The organism is Alphaproteobacteria bacterium US3C007 (assembly GCA_034423775.1).
Classification (GTDB): domain Bacteria; phylum Pseudomonadota; class Alphaproteobacteria; order Rhodobacterales; family Rhodobacteraceae; genus Thalassovivens; species Thalassovivens spotae.
On the sequence record CP139918.1, the window covers coordinates 1593968 to 1612639 of the forward strand.

Genomic DNA, 18672 nt, shown 5'->3' on the forward strand with positions numbered 1-18672 from the left:
CTGATATGAGCCGATTTTCTGCGCCGATTGCCGAACAGATTTGGGATATGAAATATCGCTTGAAAACGGCGGATGATGAACCGATCGATGCTTGCGTTGAAGAAAGCTGGCGGCGCGTTGCCAAGGATCTGGCCCGCGTTGAGGCGGAGCCCGGTATTTGGGAGGAAAAATTCTACGCTGCTTTGGAAGATTTTAAATTTTTGCCCGCCGGGCGGATTGCCGCTGGCGCCGGGACGCAGCGCAAAGTCACGCTGTTCAATTGCTTTGTGATGGGCACGGTGCCCGATGATATGGGTGGTATTTTTGATATGCTCAAGGAAGCCGCGCTGACCATGCAGCAGGGCGGAGGGATCGGGTATGATTTTAGCACGATCCGCCCCAAAGACGCTTTGGTCAAGGGCGTGGCTGCAGATGCATCGGGGCCGCTCTCGTTCATGGATGTCTGGGACAGTATGTGCCGCACCATTATGAGCGCGGGATCGCGCCGTGGCGCGATGATGGCCACATTGCGCTGTGATCACCCCGATATTGAAGATTTTATTGCTGCGAAATCGGATCCGGCACGGTTGCGCATGTTCAATGTTTCGGTGCTGGTGACGGATCCGTTTATGGCGGCGGTGAAGGCGGATGATGACTGGGATCTGGTGTTTGAGGGGCGAATTTACAAAACGCTTTCGGCGCGCAAGCTCTGGGATCAAATTATGCAATCGACCTACGAGTTCGCCGAGCCAGGAGTGATTTTCATAGATCGGATCAATCAGGCCAATAATTTGAGCTATTGCGAAACCATCGCAGCCACAAACCCCTGCGGAGAACAACCTTTACCACCCTATGGGGCCTGTTTGCTGGGCTCGATCAATCTGGCGCGCCTGGTAGAGGCGCCCTTTGAACGCGGCGCGCAATTAAGTGCGGCGGCGCTTCAGGATCTGGTGGCAACCGCTGTGCGGATGATGGATAATGTGGTGGATGCCTCAAATTTTCCGCTTGAGGCGCAGGCGCTTGAGGCGCGCAATAAGCGCCGGATCGGGCTTGGGGTGACCGGCTTGGCCGATGCGTTATTGATGCTTGGCTTGCGCTATGGCTCCGAGGCAGCGGCGCGGCAAACCGAAGATTGGTTGCACGCGATCGCGCGCGCCGCCTATCTGGCCTCGGTGCAATTGGCCAAGGAAAAGGGCGCGTTTCCGCTCTTTGAGGCAGATCCTTATCTGGCCTCGGGCGCGATGCAGGGAATGGATGAGGATGTGCGCGCCGAAATTGCAACGCATGGCATTAGAAACGCTTTGCTCACATCCATCGCCCCAACCGGCACTATTAGCCTTTATGCCGGCAATATCAGTTCGGGGATTGAGCCGGTTTTCGCCTATGCCTATACGCGCAAAGTGCTGCAAAAAGACGGATCGCGCAGCGAAGAAGAAGTTGTGGATTACGCCGTTCAAATGTGGCGCGATAAATTCGGTGATGCCGATCTGCCCGATTATTTTGTCAACGCGCAAACCCTTGCCCCAAAAGATCACGTAAAAATGCAGGCGGCGGCGCAAAAATGGGTGGATAGCTCAATCTCGAAAACCATCAATTGCCCCGAAGATATCAGCTTTGAGGCGTTCAAAGAAGTCTATAGCGCCGCCTATGAAAGCGGCTGTAAAGGCTGCACGACCTATCGACCCAACGCGGTGACGGGCTCGGTGCTAAGCGTGTCTGAAAGCAGCGAGACCACGCCCGAAACCGATCAGGGCGCCGAGGTGATCTATATGTCCGAGCCGCTGGACCGCCCGCAGGCCTTAGAAGGGCAGACCTATAAGTTGAAATGGCCCGATAGCGAGCATGCGATTTATCTCACGGTGAATGATGTGGTGGTGAATGGTCACCGACGCCCGTTTGAAGTGTTCATCAATTCGAAAAACATGGAGCATTTTGCATGGACGGTGGCGCTGACGCGGATGATTTCCGCCGTGTTCCGGCGCGGGGGCGATGTGTCTTTCGTGGTGGAAGAGCTGAAGGCCGTGTTTGATCCGCGCGGCGGCGCCTGGATCAAGGGCAAATATATCCCCTCGATTCTGGCGGCGATTGGCGGCGTTTTGGAAACCCATATGGTGGCGATCGGATTTTTGGAAGGCGAAGGGCTGGGGCTCAAGCAAGATCCGCAGGCCGTGATGCCGGCAGGGGCCTCGGGCAAGGGCAAAGCCTGTTCCAGCTGTGGGCAATATGATTTGCGCATGGTGGAAGGCTGCATGACCTGCGCCAGTTGCGGCTATTCCAAATGTGGCTGAGTTACTGTGGTTCTCGCTTTGATGTTTGAGGCGAGTTAGCGCGGTTCTGCCAATCAGCAATGCGCAAACTCACGGCCCAGTGCGCTGTGTTCAGGCGCGCTAATATCAAAGCGCCGGTTTGCCCTGCCCTAAAACGGCCATTATTCTTTGCTTTAACTGATGCGTTTTTAACGAGTGTTGGTTTATGCGGTATATTTTCATCTTGGCGCTTTGCGCATTAATGGGTTGCGAGGAAAAAGAGGTAATCGAACCTTTGGCCATTACGCCGTCCGGTTGGCCCGAGGCTATTTTTAAAAACAAAAGCCGAAAATCGCTATCCGAAACCTTTGCTGTCACTTGCGCTAAGATTGGCGCGACGATTGTCGAAGAATCCGAAACCCGCGTGAAATGCGATAAAAATATTTCCGAAGGCGTGAAAAGCTGGGGCCGCGCGTTTCTGGGCACGGGCCATTCCAGCGATATCCATGTCTATATTCAATTTAATCTGATCAAACGCGGCGCGGATACGCATGTGTAAGTGCTTGAATGGATGCAGCTGCAAATGCCAAGGGGGCAGATCCGGCGCAAAGACTATAATACGCCTTATTACAATAATGATGCGCAAGCCTATTTGTATAAAATTGGGGGGCAGCCGGTTTAACCGCCCTGCGGTTTTGGACTGGCCCCGAAATGCTGACGCATCGGGCGATCCAATTGCCCCGCCATTATGCCACCCTTTACCACATCCAAAATGGTGATCTCCAAGCCTTGGCCATCGGCGCTGGGGCGCGACTCGACCTCTGTATGCGAGGCTTGATTGTAAATATTTACCTTCATCCCGCCCAGCGCTTGCGCGCCGCCGCTGCCGCCCACCAGCCCGCCGGTTGCAAGCCCGCCTAACGCCTTTTTCAAACTGGCCTTTCGCGGCGCTGCAAATTACAACACAGCATGGCTAAACACACGGAAGATTTCAAAATTGAGGCGCTGCTTGAGTGCAGGCTTTGCGCAGATCAATTCGCCGCAACGCAAAATGCGCATCAGCCAAGGCCGGTTTTTCAGGGCAATCCGCGCGCGAAAATTTTAATCGCAGGGCAGGCGCCGGGCGCGCGGGTGCATCGCTCGGGCGTTCCGTTTAGCGATCCCTCGGGTGATCGATTGCGGGCGTGGATGGGGCTTGCGCCCGACCAATTTTATGATCCAGAGCGTATTGCGATTTTACCAATGGCGTTTTGCTTTCCGGGCTATTCCGCGCAAGGCGCCGATTTGCCACCGCCCAAAATCTGCGCGGCCACGTGGCGCGCGCAAATGCTTGCCCGTTATCCAAACCTCGAACTGCAGCTTCTGGTGGGGGGCTATGCGCAGAAATGGCATTTGAACACCAAGGCCAGTTTGGGGCAGGTGATGGCGCAGTGGCGCCGCGACCTACCGGCAATTTTACCCTTGCCGCACCCGTCCTGGCGCAATAATGCGTGGCTCAAGAAAAACCTGTGGTTTGAAGCCGATCTGCTGCCCGAGTTGCAGCGGCGCGTGAAGGAGCTGATGCGATGAGCGTTGAAACGCCGCTTGATCGGGCGCATGCCAAGATGCAATCTGCATCTGACCAAGATGCGGCGCTATTGGGCTTTTATGAGCGGCTGGCGGATGCCGAATTGTTTTTGCTGCTGACGCAGCCGCCGGTTGGAGAAGCGGTAGAGCCAGAGATTTTCGATCTGCAAGAGCATTCTTATGTTTTGGTTTTTGACCGTGAAGACCGGCTGTCAGAATTTACCGGCCAAATTTCACCCTATGTGGCGCTTTCCGGGCGCGCGGTTATCGCGATGCTGGTGGACCAAAAGCTTGGCCTTGGGGTGAATTTAGACGTGGCCCCCTCGCAAATGCTTTTGCCGCCCGAGGCGATTGGCTGGTTGTCGCAAACATTGGCGCAAACAGCCGAGGAAGTCTCGCTGCAGCCTATGGCGTTTTATACGCCCTCCGATATTCCGCAAGCGGTCTTGGAAAGTTTGGATAGCAAATTGGTGTCTGCGGCGGGTCTGGTGAAACAGGTTTGGCTGACCTCTGTGACCTATGCGGGGGATCAAAGGGGCCATCTTTTGGCGTTTATTGACGCGGTTGCCGGGGCCGAGCCAGCGCTGACAACGGCGGCGCAAGAGGCGCTGACCTTTTCTGGTATCGAGGCGGGCAGCATCGATGTGGGATTTTTCACCTCAGAGGATAAAGTGTATAAAACCTTATCGGCGCATGGGCTTAGGTTTGATTTACCGCAGCCAGAGCCAGCGGTGGCGCAAAACCCATCAGCGCCGGGCCGCGACCCCGCCAAGCCGCCGATTTTGCGTTAAGCGGGCTTGGGGCTCTGCGTCACCCATTTGACATCGCTTAAAAAAATATATCCGGCCCCGTAAATGGTTTTGATCAGCTGCGGGTTTTTTGGGTCTTCACGCAATTTTGTGCGCAATCGCGAGATCCGAACATCCATCGCCCGATCGAAACTTTCACTGGCCCCGCCGCCCAGCGTTTCCTGCATTTGGGCGCGGCTTATCAAGCGCTTGGGGCTTTGTAAAAACATTCGTAACACTTCGGATTCAGCGTGTGAAAAGGGGGTTTCAAGCCCATTTTCATCTTCCAGACTATAGCGATCGAAATGCGCCACCCAAGTTGAAAAATAGGCGCTGGTACCTGTATGCGCGCCGGTGCGATCTTGGCGCAGGCGGGCGCGAATGCGCGCCACCACTTCGGCCGGATCGAACGGCTTAATGATGTAATCATCCGCGCCCAACTCTAAACCTGTAACCCGATCTTGAACCTGCGCGCGCCCAGAAATAATGATCACCACCGCCCCTTTTTCAAGCGCCAAGCGATGCACCAGCGTTAACCCGTCGCGGTCAGGCAGGCTGAGATCTACCAAACAGACATCGGGTGTGGCCGTTTTCAGCGCGGCTTCAAATTCGGTGGCGCGCGAAAAACTAATGGTGCGAAACCCGGCATCCTCTAAGGCTTTGACCAACATGGCTCTGATTTCAGGTTCATCATCGAGAATAGACACCAAAGGAAGAGTCATAAAGAGGGCCCGCCGGATAAAATCGTTTCAAGGGTGCGTTGTGAAAACGGTTTGGACAAAACGGGCGCTAAAGTCAAAGCATCTTGATGCAATGGATCTGCAATCGGCAGCGATGTCATGAAAATCAATTCAGCCGATGGGTGCGGGCGCGCTTTGGCAAGCGCGGTGCCGTTTTCATCACCCTCAAGGTTTAAATCGCATAAAATCAGCGCAATATCGGGCAAGTTTTGGCACAGGTCTAAGGCTTCGCTGACCGAGCTGGCTTCAATTACCAAATGCCCAAGATCCGTCAGCATGACGCGCATATCTTTTCGCAAACTGGGATCATCTTCAACAATCAAGACCATCGCTTTATGGGGCATTGCGGGCACTTTTCGCAGCGGTAAGCGCAATTGTGCACGGGCACCAGAAAAGCTATTGCTAAGCCGCAAATCACCCCCGGCGAGCTTGGCGGCATCATAAACCATGGTCAGACCAAGCCCGTTCCCATCAAGGCCTTTGGTCGTGTAAAACGGGTCTAAGGCGTGCTTTAAGGCTTTTGCGCTAAATCCAGATCCTGAATCCGTGACGATAAAATCGAGCCAGATATCCGCCACAGGGCGGATTGAAAGCTTGATCCGCCCTCCCGCGCCACAAGCGTCTTTGGCATTTAGAATTAGATTGAGCAGCGCATCCTGAAGCATCCCAGAATCAAGAAAATACGCTTCATCCGGCACTGTGTTGTGGATTTTCAAAATGATGCTTTTGGGCAGCGCAGCCTCAGCCAATGGAAGCAGTTTTTCAAGAAGCGCCTCAATATGCGTTGGTGTCGGGTTTAAATTGCGGGTTCCTGTCATGTCGCCAATCGTGTTCAGCAGGCTTCCGCCGCGGGTTGCCGCAGTTTTGGTGGCCTCGATCAAGGCCAGTGATTCTGCATCATGCACGCGGCTGGTGAGCCGACTTTGTGCGCCCAAAATAATGGTAAGGAGGTTTGCAAAATCATGCGCCAAACCGCTGGTCAGCTGAGCGGCAAGTTCGCGTTTGGCGACCTGTTGCAAGGCGTTGCGCGCTTGCGTTTCCTCGGTGATATCCATCGACAGGATATAAGCGCCTTCGATGCCCGTTTCTTTTACATCAGGCGTGAAGGCCACGCGAATGCGCCTGGCGCTGAGATCATCGGTGAATTCCAGCACGCTTGGAGTTCCCAAAAACGCTTCGCGTAATTTTGGCGAAATTTGATTATAGGTGGGCGCGCCGAGCACCTCGGAAATAGGCCGGCCAATAATGTCATTCGGTCTGTCCGGCAACACCATAGATAGACGCCGATTGGAATACCGATAGCGCCCCTGGCGATCCACATGCGCCACATGGGCCGGAATCATTTCGCTTGTCAGGCGAGTGCGCGATTCGATTTCTGTAAGTTCGCGCTTGGCTTCCTCGAGCGCTGCGATACTGGACTCTAATTGCCGATTTTTCGCGGCCAGTTCCTCTGAATAGGATAAAAGCTGGTCTGAAAGCTCTTCAGAGCGCAGGCGCAATAAGTTTTCTTGTTTTTTTGTTTGGGTTATGTCGGTGTAGACGGTGACCCAACCGCCTTGCGGCAAAGGGGCGCCTTCGATGCTGATCACTTGCCCATTGGCGCGGATACGTTCTACGTAATGCGGCTCGAAGGCCTTTGCGATATCAACCTTTTCCTGAATAAAGGCTTCCGCATTTTCAACATCACCATATTCTCCGCTTTCAACCAAATAGCGGATCGTGTCTTCAAATTTAGCGCCCGGTGTTGTTAGGGATTTAGGAAGGTTAAACATTTCCCCGTGGCGTTGATTGCACAAAGCAAGCTCAAGATCTTTGTTATAGATCGACAGCGCTTGTTGAATCAAATTTAGCCCCGCCTGCGTCATGGCATTGGGATCGGTAAAGCGCTGCTCCATGGTGATGTCCTTCGGTTACGCCAAAGGGAAACGTGAAACATGCGAAAAAACAAGGGGCTGCTCAAAAAAAACTACTGATTGAAACAATTTGTAAGATTTCAGAAATTATCAAGAAACGATTGTCGCGCAGGGTTCTGTTTGAACAGAAAAGACGGCAAAAGCCGCAGCCCTGTTCGCAAGGGAGGATAAACATTTTGACACAGACGTCACAGGCGCTTGATGATCTGCGCTCTTTGCCACATTTGCTACGCAGAAATGCCAGCCGGTTTCCTGATCGCCCTGCCTTGCGGGAGAAGGAATTGGGTATTTGGCAAACCTGGACATGGGCGCAGGCCGAGCGCGAGATCACGAATATGGCATTGGGCTTGATTGAGCTTGGCGTCAAAGAGGGCGATTATGTTGCTGTGATCGGGCGCAATCGCCCCTATATTTACGGATCACTTGTGGCCGTTCAAATGGCGGGCGCTGTGCCCGTGCCGCTCTATCAAGACGCTGTGGCCGAAGAAATGTCGTATGTTTTAGAACATTGTGGCGCGCGGTTTGTGATTGCAGGCGATCAAGAGCAGGTTGATAAAGTTCTTGAAATTCAAGATGATTTAAAGGATTTTGAACATCTCATTTATCTCGATGCGCGGGGCATGCGCAAATACGATCACAGCAGATTGCATGATTTAAGAGCGCTGCAGCAAAGCGGTCTGGCTGCGGCTGACGGTTTGCAAAAAGAGCTCGATTCCCGTGTTGAGGCGCAAACCTTTGAGACAACATGCGTGATGCTTTATACATCAGGCACGACGGGTAAGCCCAAAGGGGTTGTGTTAAGCAACCGAAATATCATTATTTCGGCAAAGAATGCCTGTGAATTTGATGGGCTGAAGGAAACCGATAGCTTGCTGTCTTATCTGCCGATCGCGTGGGTGGGCGATTTCATTTTCTCGGTCGGGCAATCTTATTATGCGGCCTTGTGCATAAATTGCCCTGAAAGCCAGGAAACGGTTCTGTCTGATTTGCGTGAAATCGGACCTAGCTATTATTTTGCGCCGCCGCGGGTTTTTGAAAGCATGCTCACGTCGGTGGTGTTGCGGATGCAGGATGCAAGCCGCATCAAGCAAGGCCTGTACCGATATTTCATGGCGCACGCCAGCAGGGTGGGTCAGGATATTCTGGATGGCAACGCGGTTTCGGCTTTGGATCGCTTGACCTATCTGATTGGTGATGCGGTCATTTACAGCCCACTTAAAAACGCGCTTGGGCTTAGCCGGGTGCGCGTTGGATATACCGCAGGCGAGGCTATCGGGCCTGAAATATTTGATTTCTTCCGCTCTATGGGGATCAATCTGAAGCAGCTTTATGGGCAAACGGAAGCGTCGGTTTTTGTAACTGTCCAACCTGATGGGCAAGTTTATTCGGATACGGTTGGGGTGCCCGCGCCGGATGTTGAAGTGAAAATCGCGGAGAGTGGAGAGGTGTTCTATCGATCGCCTGGGGCCTTTGTCGAATATTATAAAAGCCCTGAAAGTACGGCCGAAACGAAAGATCCCGAAGGTTGGGTGGCCACGGGGGATGCGGGCTTCTTTGATCCTGACAATGGTCATCTTAGAATTATTGATCGCGCAAAAGACGTTGCTAAAATGACTGATGGTTCAATGTTTGCGCCGAAATATGTGGAAAATAAACTGAAATTTTACCCAAATATTTTGGAATGCGTGGTGTTTGGTGCGGGACGAGATCGGTGCATGGCCTTCGTGAACATCGATCTGGCCGCTGTTGGAAATTGGGCCGAGCGCAATAATATTGCCTATTCAAGCTATCAGGAATTGGCGGGCCACCCAGAGGTGCTGCGCGTCATCGAGGGCCATATCGAAGAGGTGAATGTTAAAGTTGCGCAGGATGCGATGTTATCGGGCTGCCAAGTACATCGGTTTTTGGTGCTTCATAAAGAGCTGGATGCGGATGATGGGGAAATGACCCGCACGCGCAAAGTGCGCCGCAAGGTGATTTCAGAAAAATTCTCGGATCTGGTTGAGGCGCTTTATAACGGCGCTCAGGATGTGTTTACCGAAACAGAGGTCACCTATGAAGATGGGCGAAAAGGTAAAATTTCGGCCACTCTGGAAATTCGAGATGTCAAAACCGTAGCGGTCTCGGGCCGCATCGCGGCAGAATAGGGCGGGCAGAGGTGTTGGATAGTCAGGTAACGCAAACCACGGCTGATGGGCGTAAAATCGGCGGTGTCATGATGGAAATGAAAAATATCACCCTGCGCTTCGGAGGCGTGGTGGCGATCAAAGATATTTCATTTGATATTCTTGAAGGCGAGATCCGCGCAATTATAGGGCCCAACGGCGCCGGTAAATCATCAATGCTTAACGTGATTTCTGGATTTTACCATCCGCAAGACGGTGAAGTTTGGTTTCATGGGAAAAAACGGCCTGCGGTGAAACCTTATGAAGTGGCCCGGCAGGGCATCGCGCGCACATTTCAAAATATTGCGCTGTTCGAAGGGATGACGGTGCTGGACAATGTGATGACGGGCCGGTTGACGCAGATGAAATCGGGCGTGTTTCAACAAGCGCTTTGGTGGGGTGCTGCCGAGCGCGAAGAGCTGGAAAATCGAGAGATCTGTGAAAAGGTAATTGATTTCTTGGAAATTCAATCGATCCGCAAAACCCCTGTGGCGCGTTTGCCTTATGGTTTGAAAAAGCGCGTAGAGCTGGCCCGTGCGCTGGCCTCTGAGCCAAAGCTGCTGCTGCTTGACGAGCCGATGGCCGGCATGAATGTGGAAGAAAAAGAAGATATGTCGCGCTTTATTCTGGATGTGAATGACGAATTTGGCACTACGATTGCGCTTATTGAACATGATATGGGCGTGGTGATGGATTTGTCTGATCGCGTGGTCGTGATGGATTATGGGCGCAAAATTGGCGATGGCACACCGGATGAGGTGCGCAACAATCAAGACGTGATTGATGCGTATTTAGGGGTGAGCCATGATTGAGACCTGCGCGCGATTGGATGCCATGAAACCGATGTGTAACTTTGCACAGTCTGAAAGGACAATCTGATGCCAGAACAGGTGATTTTTGGAATGGAAGTGTTTTTGAACGGCCTGATGGCGGGCGTTCTCTATGCTTTAGTGGCGCTGGGGTTTGTGTTGATTTACAAAGCATCGGGCATTTTCAACTACGCTCAGGGCGTTATGGCGCTGTTTTCAGCCATGACCTTGGTGGGCATGATGAACGGGCAAGTGCCCTTCAGCCATTTGATCAACGCTGTGTTTGGCACCGATATCCATCATTTCGGTTGGCATTTACCCGCGCTTATCGGAATTTTGCTGACCATTGCGATTATGGTCTTGCTCGCCTGGCTTGTTCAAAAAATCATTTTCAAACATTTGGTCAATCAGGAACCGATTATCTTATTCATGGCAACGATTGGTCTGGCCTATTTCATGGAAGGTTTTGGCGACCTGATGTGGGGGGGAGAGATTAAAAAGCTAGATGTTGGCATTCCCCAAGGGATCAATCTTTGGATAGATGAAGCGACGTATAATATATTTGATTACGGCTTTTTCATCGACAATCTGGATATTTTTGCAACCATCGTTGCCGCTATTCTGGTTTTGGCATTGGTCGCCTTCTCTCAATATACGAAACAGGGCCGCGCGATGCGCGCCGTGGCCGATGATCACCAGGCGGCCTTGTCGGTTGGAGTGTCTTTGAATTTTATCTGGGTAATGGTCTGGTCGCTGGCTGGATTTGTGGCTCTGGTTGCCGGAATTATGTGGGGCACAAAATCCGGGGTTCAATTCTCGCTTTCTTTGATCGCGTTGAAAGCCTTGCCGGTGTTAATGCTGGGGGGATTCACGTCAATCCCGGGGGCGATCGTGGGCGGTTTGATCATCGGTGTGGGCGAGAAAATGTTTGAGTTTCTGGTTGGCCCGTTGATCGGGGGCGCAACTGAAAATTGGTTTGCTTATGTTTTAGCCCTGTTGTTTCTCGTCTTTCGGCCACAAGGCCTATTTGGCGAAAAAATTATCGAAAGGGTTTAAATCATGTTGTATCGCGAAGCCGGTGATTTCAAAACCACCTATAAAGAAGACAACCAAACCTTTCCGATCAAATTTGACCGTTACCGGTATTATTTTGTTTTGATCGTAGCCTTTTTGATTATCCCGTTTTGGATAAATGATTATTGGGTGAATGCAATTTTCCTACCCTTCCTGATCTATTCGATTGCCGCGATTGGGTTAAATATCTTGGTAGGTTATTGTGGGCAGGTTTCGCTGGGAACTGGCGGGTTTATGGCGGTAGGCGCCTATGCGGTGTATAAATTAATGACGGCTTTTCCAGATGTGAGTATTATGATCCACGTCGTGCTGGCAGGTGCGATCACCGCTTGTGTGGGTGTGTTATTTGGGCTGCCCTCGCTGCGGATCAAAGGCTTTTACCTTGCCGTCGCAACATTGGCGGCGCAATTTTTCCTCGTCTGGATATTTAACCGGGTTCCTTGGTTTTATAATTATTCAGCCTCAGGGCAGATCAATGCGCCCGAGCGCACATTTTTTGGCGTACCCGTCACCGGGGCCAATGCCGATAGCTGGGCGACCTATCTCTTTTGCTTAATCATCTTAACCGTCTGTGGCATTGTCGCCCGCAATTTGACGCGAGGCTCGATCGGTCGAAAATGGATGGCGATCCGGGATATGGATATTGCGGCCGAGATCATTGGAGTGAACCCGCTCAGCGCAAAACTTTCGGCTTTTGCGGTTAGTTCTTTCTTCATTGGCATATCCGGGGCGTTGTTTTTTGGGGTGTATCTGGGGGCTGTTGAAGTGGGCGAAGCCTTTGGGATCAATAAATCCTTTTTGGTGCTGTTCATGATCATTATTGGCGGGCTTGGATCAATTTTTGGCAGCTTTGCAGGCGCTGCATTTCTCGTACTTTTGCCGGTCTTATTGAAAAATCTGTTTGTAGCCGGTTTGGGCTGGCAACCAGATCTTGCCACGCATCTTGAGTTTATGATCGTCGGTGGCTTGATCATTTTGTTCTTGGTGGTTGAGCCGCATGGCATCGCTCAATTATGGCGGCTTGCAAAAGAAAAACTGAGACTTTGGCCGTTTCCGTATTAAGCGTTCAAAGGAGAAATTACCATTGAGGCTCTCGCCTCTAAAAGACCAACGTCGGATAAAAATGGGAGGAAAACCGATGAAATTTAAACTTCTAGCTGCTGCAGCAAGCAGTATAGCTATGGCAACCCCGGTCCTTGCAGATTTGGTTTTGCCGTGGATGTCATATCGTACTGGACCCTACGCGGTTGCCGGTATTCCATTGGCGGATGGATATGCTGATTACCTAACGCTGCTGAATGAGCGCGATGGTGGTATTGGCGGTGTTCCGGTTCGTTTGCTGGAATGCGAAACCGGATATAACACCGAAAAAGGTGTGGAATGTTATGAATCAACCAAAGCGGAAGGCTCTTTGGTGTATCATCCCTTAAGCACCGGTATTACGTATCAGCTAATCCCCAAAGTAACAGCGGATGGTATCGCGCTGCACAGCATGGGGTACGGGCGGACATCTGCCGCAAACGGGAAGATATTTTCCAATATTTTCAATTATCCAGCAAATTACTGGACGGCGGCATCAGCTGGGGTGAATTATCTGCTGAATGAAAATTCTGGTAGCCTTGACGGCAAGCATATCGCGTTGCTGTATCACAACTCAGCCTACGGCAAAGAGCCTATTCGTACGCTGGAAGAGCTTTCTAAAAAGCATAAGTTCGAGCTGACATTGATCCCGGTTGATCACCCTGGCCAAGAGCAAAAGTCACAATGGTTGCAGATCCGCCGTGAACGCCCTGATTATGTGATCATGTGGGGCTTTGGCGTGATGAACCAAGTTGCCATTCAAGAAGCGGCAAATGTGCGCTTCCCGATGGAAAACTTCATCGGAAACTGGTGGGCTGGCGCAGAACATGATGTGATCCCAGCAGGGGATGTTGCAGATGGCTATAAGTCATTGGTGATGAATGACACAGGCAGCGATTTTGACATCTATGCGGATATCCAAAAATACGTTGTTGATGCCGGAAAGGCAGCAGGAGCGGGGGATAATCTGGGCACCGTGATGTATAATCGGTCGCTTTACATGGCGTTTTTGACCCATATGGCGATTGTGAAAGCGCAGGAAATCACTGGAACGGCAGATATTTCTCAGGCTGATATGATCAAAGGCATGGAAGCGTTGGACATCACCGACGCGCTGATGGCGGAGCATGGATTGGCCAATGTTGGTCCGGCCTTCTCTGTATCATGCGAAAACCATGGTGGGCCCGGCCTTGGCGCTGTGTCGCAATGGGATGCAAGCGCAGGAAAATGGAAGCTGATTTCTGGCTATCTTGAGGCGGATATGGGTTTGATCAACCCGCTAATCCAAGCGGATTCACAAGCGTTCGCCAAAGAAAATAACATCTCCGAAAGATGTAACTAAACCAGTTGAACGGCTGCAGGTATTGCAGCCGTTCATTCTTTACAAAGGTGACACAATGGTTGTTGAAACTGAAAAGTCAGAAGTGCTTTTGGACGTGAACAATATAGAGGTGATCTATAATCACGTAATTTTGGTTCTGAAAGGTGTGTCGCTTGCCGTTCCAAAAGGTGGGATCGTGGCGTTGCTTGGCGGAAATGGGGCCGGCAAAACCACCACTTTGAAAGCGATTTCAAATCTTTTAAATTCTGAGCGCGGCGAAGTGACAAAAGGCTTTGTCAGCTATCGCGGGGCTGAAATTCACGGCGCAGATCCGGCGGATATGGTTAAGCGTGGCGTGATTCAAGTGATGGAAGGGCGGCATTGTTTTGAGCATTTGACCGTCGAAGAAAATCTGTTGACTGGCGCTTATACGCGCAGCGATAGCAAAGCCGATATCCAAGCCGATTTGGATATGGTCTATACGTATTTCCCGCGTTTGAAAGAGCGCCGCAAATCCCAAGCTGGCTACACGTCTGGTGGCGAACAACAGATGTGTGCAATTGGCCGTGCTTTGATGTCGCAACCTGAAACTGTTTTGCTGGATGAGCCGTCTATGGGGTTGGCGCCGCAATTGGTGGAAGAGATTTTTCAAATTGTACGAAATTTAAATGAAAAGGAAGGGGTGACCTTCCTTCTGGCTGAGCAGAATACCAATGTCGCGCTGCGCTATGCGCATTATGGGTATATTTTAGAATCTGGCCGTGTGGTCATGGATGGACCGGCTGCGGAATTGCGCGAAAACCCTGATGTGAAGGAATTTTATCTGGGCATGTCGGATGAGGGCCGCAAATCCTTTCGCAATGTGCGCAGCTATCGGCGGCGCAAGCGGTGGTTAAACTAACCTCAATTTTAAGGGGTAACTGTAGGGCCGCCAGCCAATGTGCGGTTTGGTAAAAATTATCATGATTGGGCCTGCCGAAAAGAGCAGGCCAGGATCTGGAGTGTAAACATGCGCTATTACGACGGCCTTGAAACCCAAACATCAGAGCAGCGTGCCGCCTATATTGCAGAGGCTTTGCCCGCACAAATTGCCCATGCCAAGCAATTGCCGGGCTATGCGGATCGGTTCGAGCGGGTGACGGCCAGCGAGATTACGGATGTACAGGCATTGGCGACTCTGCCAGTTTTGCGAAAATCAGAATTAAGCAATGCGCAAAAGCCGGGAAATATTTTAGGCGGATTTGTCCAAAAACCCCTCTATGAATTCAGTCACATATTCCAATCCCCGGGCCCCCTTTATGAACCTGGCGGCACCGGGCATGATTGGTGGCGCATGGGCCGGTTTTTGCATGCGGCTGGCATTGGGCGGGGGGATATCGTTCAGAACTGTTTTGGCTATCATTTAACCCCTGCCGGAATGATTTTTGAAAATGGCGCGCGGGCGGTCGGGGCTGCGGTTTTACCGGCGGGCGTCGGACAAACCGATCTGCAGGTGCGCGCTGCGGTTGATATTGGCACAACCGCCTATGCGGGCACTCCGGATTATTTGAAGGTTATTTTGGATAAAGCCGATGAGATGGGGGAAAGCTTATCAATCCGCAAAGCGGTTGTGGGTGGCGGGGCGTTATTTCCCGCGCTGCGCCAGGAATATACTGATCGCGGCATCGCCTGTTTGCAATGTTATGCAACGGCGGATCTTGGCAATATCGCGTATGAATCATCCGCCCAAGAGGGTATGATTGTTGATGAAGGCGTGCTGGTGGAAATCGTGACGCCCGGTACTGGCACTCCAGTTGCGGATGGCGAAGTGGGAGAAGTTGTGGTGACGGTGCTGAACCCTGATTATCCCCTTATTCGTTTTGCAACGGGTGATCTTAGCGCCGTATTACCCGGAAAATCACCCTGCGGGCGCAGCAATCTGCGGATAAAGGGTTGGATGGGCCGCGCCGATCAAACCACCAAAATTAAGGGTATGTTCGTGCGCCCCGAACAAGTGGCGGCATTGGTTGCCTCGCATGATGCTTTGGATCGCGCGCGCATCATTGCCCGGCGAAACGGTGCTAAGGATGAAATGATCGTGCAGCTGGAAACCACCCTATCCGCGGCCTCTGATTTTGATGGATTGGTGAAAAGTCATCTTAAGCTGACGGGCAATGTTGAGCTTGTGGCCCCTGGCAGCTTACCGCGCGATGGTTTGGTGATCGAAGATCAACGCGTATACGAGTAGCATTACTGGCGCGCGCGCCTGGCTGGCTTAGTGCGTCGCAATCGCCGCATAGCGCGCCGGATCATAGGGGCGCATATCAATATTTGGCAAACGCCCCGTGATCAAATCTGCGATCAAGCGCCCGGTTTTAGGCCCTGCGGTTAACCCAACATGTTGGTGGCCAAAGGCGGTGTAAATCCCGCTGCTGGCCAGCTCACCGATCAGCGGCAGGCTGTCTGGGGTTGACGGGCGAAAGCCCATCCACTCTTCGCTGCTGTCATAGGTCATCTGTGGAAAAGCCTCGGCCATGCGGCGGCGCAGCAATTGAATTGGCGCTTTGCTGGGCCCCAGTTTAATCCCGCCAAACTCGACTGTACCGGCGCAGCGCAACCCGTCTTGCATTGGGGTCACCGCAAATTTTCCAGTTGTCATCATCATCGGATTGCGCGGCATCTGTGATGGGTTTTTAAACATCACGTGATATCCGCGCTCGGTTTCCAAGGGGATATGCAGCCCTAATTTTCCCATCAACTCTTTTGACCAAATACCGGCAGTGATCACGGCTTTGTCACAGTCAATCGGGCCGCCTTCGGTTAAAACGGATCGTATGCGCCCGTTTTGTTTTTCAAAACCGGTGACGCTTGTTTGGCGAAACACGCCCCCTTGCGCTTCAAAGGCTTTGGCCAAAGCCGTGACATATCCCAAAGGGTTGAGAATATGCCCCTGGCCTTTCAAGATCGCCAAACATTGAATGGCGGGGCCCAAAGCCGGTTCGGCATCTTGCACATCGGGGCCGCTCAGAACGTTGGGCACCAGACCGGCCGCTTGTTTCAAATCCCACGCGTAGCGATCCTTTTGAAAGGCTTTGTGATCGCGATACGCGTAGCAGAATTGGCTGTCAGCGATCCAGCTTTCGGCCGAGCTGCCTTGCGACAGCGCCTTATGTTGGTCGACAGCATCCAATAAAAGCGGGCCCAAAGCCGCGCTGGCAGCTTTGGCGCTGCTGTCATTGGCCTGTTGCAGGAATTTCCAAAGCCAAGGCGCCAATTTGGGTAGATATTGCCATTTGATGAATAAAGGGCTGGCCGGATTAAGCGCGTATTTTGGCAGCGCCTGCCAAAGATCCGGCGTGGTGACGGGCGTTACCGCCCATTGCGCCAGCAACCCAGCATTGCCAAATGAAGCCCCCATTCCGGGCGCTGTTTTATCAATTAAAATCACCCTATGGCCGCTGCGTTGCAACCAAAGCGCGCTGGACACGCCGCAAATGCCCGCGCCGATTACCACAATCGGAAGCCCCATTGCCATTTCCCTTTATCTTTGTTCCGACTAATTCGGATTTCTCTTCAGGGTGCAATGGTTTTTTCGCCCTTCTATAAAAAATGCGCCTTTGCTGGACAAATCCTTGGCGCTATGAAAAACGACCCTCAACAGGAGATCAAAATGACCATCACACGCTTTGCCCCTTCCCCGACCGGATATTTGCACGTTGGCAATATGCGCGCTGCTTTGATGAATTACCTGATTGCGCGCAAAGATGACGGGCATTTTATTTTACGCATTGACGATACAGATCCCGAACGCTCAAAGGAAAGCTTTGTTGAGGCGATCAAAGAAGATCTAACGTGGTTGGGCTTGCAATGGGATCGTATCGAGCGCCAATCCGAGCGTTTGGCCGCCTATGATGCAGCGGCGCAGCGCCTCAAAGATAGCGGGCGCCTTTATGAATGTTTTGAAACCCCGGTTGAGCTGGATTTGAAGCGAAAGAAACAGCTGAATATGGGCAAGCCGCCAGTCTATGATCGCGCGGCGCTTGGATTAAGCACAGCTGAAAAAGCGGCGCTGCGCGCAGAACGGGGGCAGGGGCATTGGCGCTTTAAGCTAGAGCATCAGCGGATTGAATGGACCGATGCAATTTTGGGGGATATTTCAATCGACGCGGCCAGCGTGTCTGATCCGGTTTTGATCCGCGGCGATGGTCAATATCTTTATACCTTGGCCTCAGTTGTAGATGATATCGAAATGAAGATCACCAATGTGGTGCGCGGATCTGACCATGTGACCAACACGGCCACGCAAATTCAGATGATGCAGGCCCTTGGTGGGGATATTCCCAAATTTGGCCATCACTCGTTGCTGACAGGCCCGCTTGGCGAAGCCTTATCAAAACGGCTTGGAACTTTGGCGTTGCGTGATTTGCGTTCCGATGGCATCGTCCCTGCCGCTTTGATCAGTTTGATGGCGCGGCTGGGATCCAGCCAACCGGTCGAGCTGCAAACGGATTTGGCGGCCGTGGCTGCAGGGTTTGAACTGGCGCAGTTTGGGTCTGCGCCGACAAAATTGGACGCGCAGGATTTGCGTCCGTTGACGGCACGTTATCTGCAAACGCTGCCGCTGCAAGAAGTGGCTGACCAGATCGAAAGCTTGGGCGTTCCCGCTGAACTGGCCGCGCAATTCTGGCAGGTGACGCGCGATAATATCACTACCTTGCATGATCTGCCCGGCTGGTGGGAGCTGTTTTCAAACGGCGCAACGCCGGTGATTCATCCCGAGGATCAAGCGTTCGTGGCGCAAGCGATGGCTCTTTTGCCCGATGGCCCATATGACGCGCATTCATGGTCTGCTTGGACGGCAGAAGTAAAGGCAGCGACAGGGCGCAAGGGCAAAGGCTTGTTTATGCCGCTGCGTTTGGCCTTAACGGGGCAAAGCCATGGGCCAGATATGTCGGCCGTGCTGCCTTTGCTGCAAGTTATCAAAGCCAAGCCTTGATTGGATAAGGTTTGGC

Annotated in this window: 16 protein-coding genes; 12 read left to right on the forward strand and 4 right to left on the reverse strand. The window is 52.3% G+C overall.

What is annotated here, in order from left to right:
- Positions 1-5: 5 nt before the first annotated feature.
- Positions 6-2267 (forward strand): adenosylcobalamin-dependent ribonucleoside-diphosphate reductase, encoded by a 2262-nt coding sequence (locus UM181_07710; GenBank protein WQC64482.1) that lies wholly within the window; start codon positions 6-8, stop codon positions 2265-2267.
- Positions 2268-2451: 184 nt separating this feature from the next.
- Positions 2452-2784, forward strand: coding sequence for a hypothetical protein (locus UM181_07715; protein ID WQC64483.1), 333 nt, complete (start codon positions 2452-2454; stop codon positions 2782-2784).
- 119 nt (positions 2785-2903) lie between these two features.
- On the opposite strand, the gene UM181_07720 is transcribed toward UM181_07715, so the two are convergent.
- Positions 2904-3158 (reverse strand): hypothetical protein, encoded by a 255-nt coding sequence (locus UM181_07720; protein ID WQC64484.1) that lies wholly within the window; start codon positions 3156-3158, stop codon positions 2904-2906.
- A gap of 36 nt (positions 3159-3194) precedes the next feature.
- Here UM181_07720 and UM181_07725 point away from each other — a divergent pair, with 36 nt between their 5' ends.
- Together UM181_07725 and UM181_07730 are read left to right on the forward strand one after the other, a co-directional pair.
- Positions 3195-3794, forward strand: a complete 600-nt coding sequence (locus UM181_07725; GenBank protein ID WQC64485.1) for a uracil-DNA glycosylase family protein — start codon at positions 3195-3197, stop codon at positions 3792-3794.
- Positions 3791-4582, forward strand: a complete 792-nt coding sequence (locus tag UM181_07730; GenBank protein WQC64486.1) for an SseB family protein — start codon at positions 3791-3793, stop codon at positions 4580-4582. The genes UM181_07725 and UM181_07730 overlap by 4 nt, the downstream gene beginning before the upstream one ends.
- Here UM181_07730 and UM181_07735 read toward each other — a convergent pair.
- Together UM181_07735 and UM181_07740 are read right to left on the reverse strand one after the other, a co-directional pair.
- Positions 4579-5301, reverse strand: coding sequence for a response regulator transcription factor (locus tag UM181_07735; GenBank protein WQC64487.1), 723 nt, complete (start codon positions 5299-5301; stop codon positions 4579-4581). The genes UM181_07730 and UM181_07735 overlap by 4 nt on opposite strands.
- Positions 5298-7214, reverse strand: coding sequence for a PAS-domain containing protein (locus tag UM181_07740; protein ID WQC64488.1), 1917 nt, complete (start codon positions 7212-7214; stop codon positions 5298-5300). Before UM181_07740 ends, UM181_07735 begins: the two co-directional genes overlap by 4 nt.
- 194 nt (positions 7215-7408) lie before the next feature.
- Here UM181_07740 and UM181_07745 point away from each other — a divergent pair, with 194 nt between their 5' ends.
- The 7 genes from UM181_07745 to UM181_07775 all read left to right on the forward strand — a co-directional run bounded on the left by UM181_07745 (position 7409) and on the right by UM181_07775 (position 15908).
- Positions 7409-9379, forward strand: coding sequence for an AMP-binding protein (locus UM181_07745; protein ID WQC64489.1), 1971 nt, complete (start codon positions 7409-7411; stop codon positions 9377-9379).
- An 11-nt stretch (positions 9380-9390) separates the two neighbouring features.
- Positions 9391-10209, forward strand: a complete 819-nt coding sequence (locus UM181_07750) for an ABC transporter ATP-binding protein (GenBank protein ID WQC64490.1) — start codon at positions 9391-9393, stop codon at positions 10207-10209.
- Between the two features lie 66 nt (positions 10210-10275).
- Positions 10276-11262, forward strand: a complete 987-nt coding sequence (locus tag UM181_07755) for a branched-chain amino acid ABC transporter permease (GenBank protein ID WQC64491.1) — start codon at positions 10276-10278, stop codon at positions 11260-11262.
- A gap of 3 nt (positions 11263-11265) precedes the next feature.
- Entirely contained in the window at positions 11266-12342 is a 1077-nt protein-coding gene (locus UM181_07760) for a branched-chain amino acid ABC transporter permease (protein WQC64492.1), read from the forward strand.
- Between the two features lie 76 nt (positions 12343-12418).
- On the forward strand, positions 12419-13702 hold the full coding sequence (locus UM181_07765; GenBank protein WQC64493.1) for an ABC transporter substrate-binding protein: 1284 nt from the start codon (positions 12419-12421) through the stop codon (positions 13700-13702).
- Positions 13703-13757: 55 nt separating this feature from the next.
- Complete coding sequence (locus UM181_07770; GenBank protein ID WQC64494.1) at positions 13758-14582, forward strand: ABC transporter ATP-binding protein; 825 nt, start codon at positions 13758-13760, stop codon at positions 14580-14582.
- A 108-nt stretch (positions 14583-14690) separates the two neighbouring features.
- Positions 14691-15908: a phenylacetate--CoA ligase family protein gene (locus UM181_07775; GenBank protein WQC64495.1), complete on the forward strand. Its 1218-nt coding sequence runs from the start codon at positions 14691-14693 to the stop codon at positions 15906-15908.
- A gap of 27 nt (positions 15909-15935) precedes the next feature.
- Here UM181_07775 and UM181_07780 read toward each other — a convergent pair whose 3' ends face one another.
- The gene (locus UM181_07780; GenBank protein WQC64496.1) at positions 15936-17189 is read right to left on the reverse strand and encodes an FAD-binding oxidoreductase; all 1254 of its coding nucleotides are present in this window, start codon (positions 17187-17189) and stop codon (positions 15936-15938) included.
- Between the two features lie 141 nt (positions 17190-17330).
- Between UM181_07780 and gltX the strand changes: the two genes are divergently transcribed.
- Positions 17331-18656, forward strand: coding sequence for a glutamate--tRNA ligase (gene gltX / locus UM181_07785; protein ID WQC64497.1), 1326 nt, complete (start codon positions 17331-17333; stop codon positions 18654-18656).
- The last annotated feature ends 16 nt before the right edge of the window (positions 18657-18672 follow it).

Bases quoted from the DNA above. Each gene is read 5' to 3' on its own strand.
- UM181_07710 (WQC64482.1), top strand. From the start codon at position 6: ATGAGCCGATTTTCTGCGCCGATTGCCGAACAGATTTGGGATATGAAA.
- UM181_07715 (WQC64483.1), top strand. From the start codon at position 2,452: ATGCGGTATATTTTCATCTTGGCGCTTTGCGCATTAATGGGTTGCGAG.
- UM181_07725 (WQC64485.1), top strand. From the start codon at position 3,195: ATGGCTAAACACACGGAAGATTTCAAAATTGAGGCGCTGCTTGAGTGC.
- UM181_07730 (WQC64486.1), top strand. From the start codon at position 3,791: ATGAGCGTTGAAACGCCGCTTGATCGGGCGCATGCCAAGATGCAATCT.
- UM181_07735 (WQC64487.1), bottom strand. From the start codon at position 5,301: ATGACTCTTCCTTTGGTGTCTATTCTCGATGATGAACCTGAAATCAGA.
- UM181_07740 (WQC64488.1), bottom strand. From the start codon at position 7,214: ATGGAGCAGCGCTTTACCGATCCCAATGCCATGACGCAGGCGGGGCTA.
- UM181_07755 (WQC64491.1), top strand. From the start codon at position 10,276: ATGCCAGAACAGGTGATTTTTGGAATGGAAGTGTTTTTGAACGGCCTG.
- UM181_07760 (WQC64492.1), top strand. From the start codon at position 11,266: ATGTTGTATCGCGAAGCCGGTGATTTCAAAACCACCTATAAAGAAGAC.
- UM181_07765 (WQC64493.1), top strand. From the start codon at position 12,419: ATGAAATTTAAACTTCTAGCTGCTGCAGCAAGCAGTATAGCTATGGCA.
- UM181_07770 (WQC64494.1), top strand. From the start codon at position 13,758: ATGGTTGTTGAAACTGAAAAGTCAGAAGTGCTTTTGGACGTGAACAAT.
- UM181_07775 (WQC64495.1), top strand. From the start codon at position 14,691: ATGCGCTATTACGACGGCCTTGAAACCCAAACATCAGAGCAGCGTGCC.
- UM181_07780 (WQC64496.1), bottom strand. From the start codon at position 17,189: ATGGGGCTTCCGATTGTGGTAATCGGCGCGGGCATTTGCGGCGTGTCC.
- gltX (WQC64497.1), top strand. From the start codon at position 17,331: ATGACCATCACACGCTTTGCCCCTTCCCCGACCGGATATTTGCACGTT.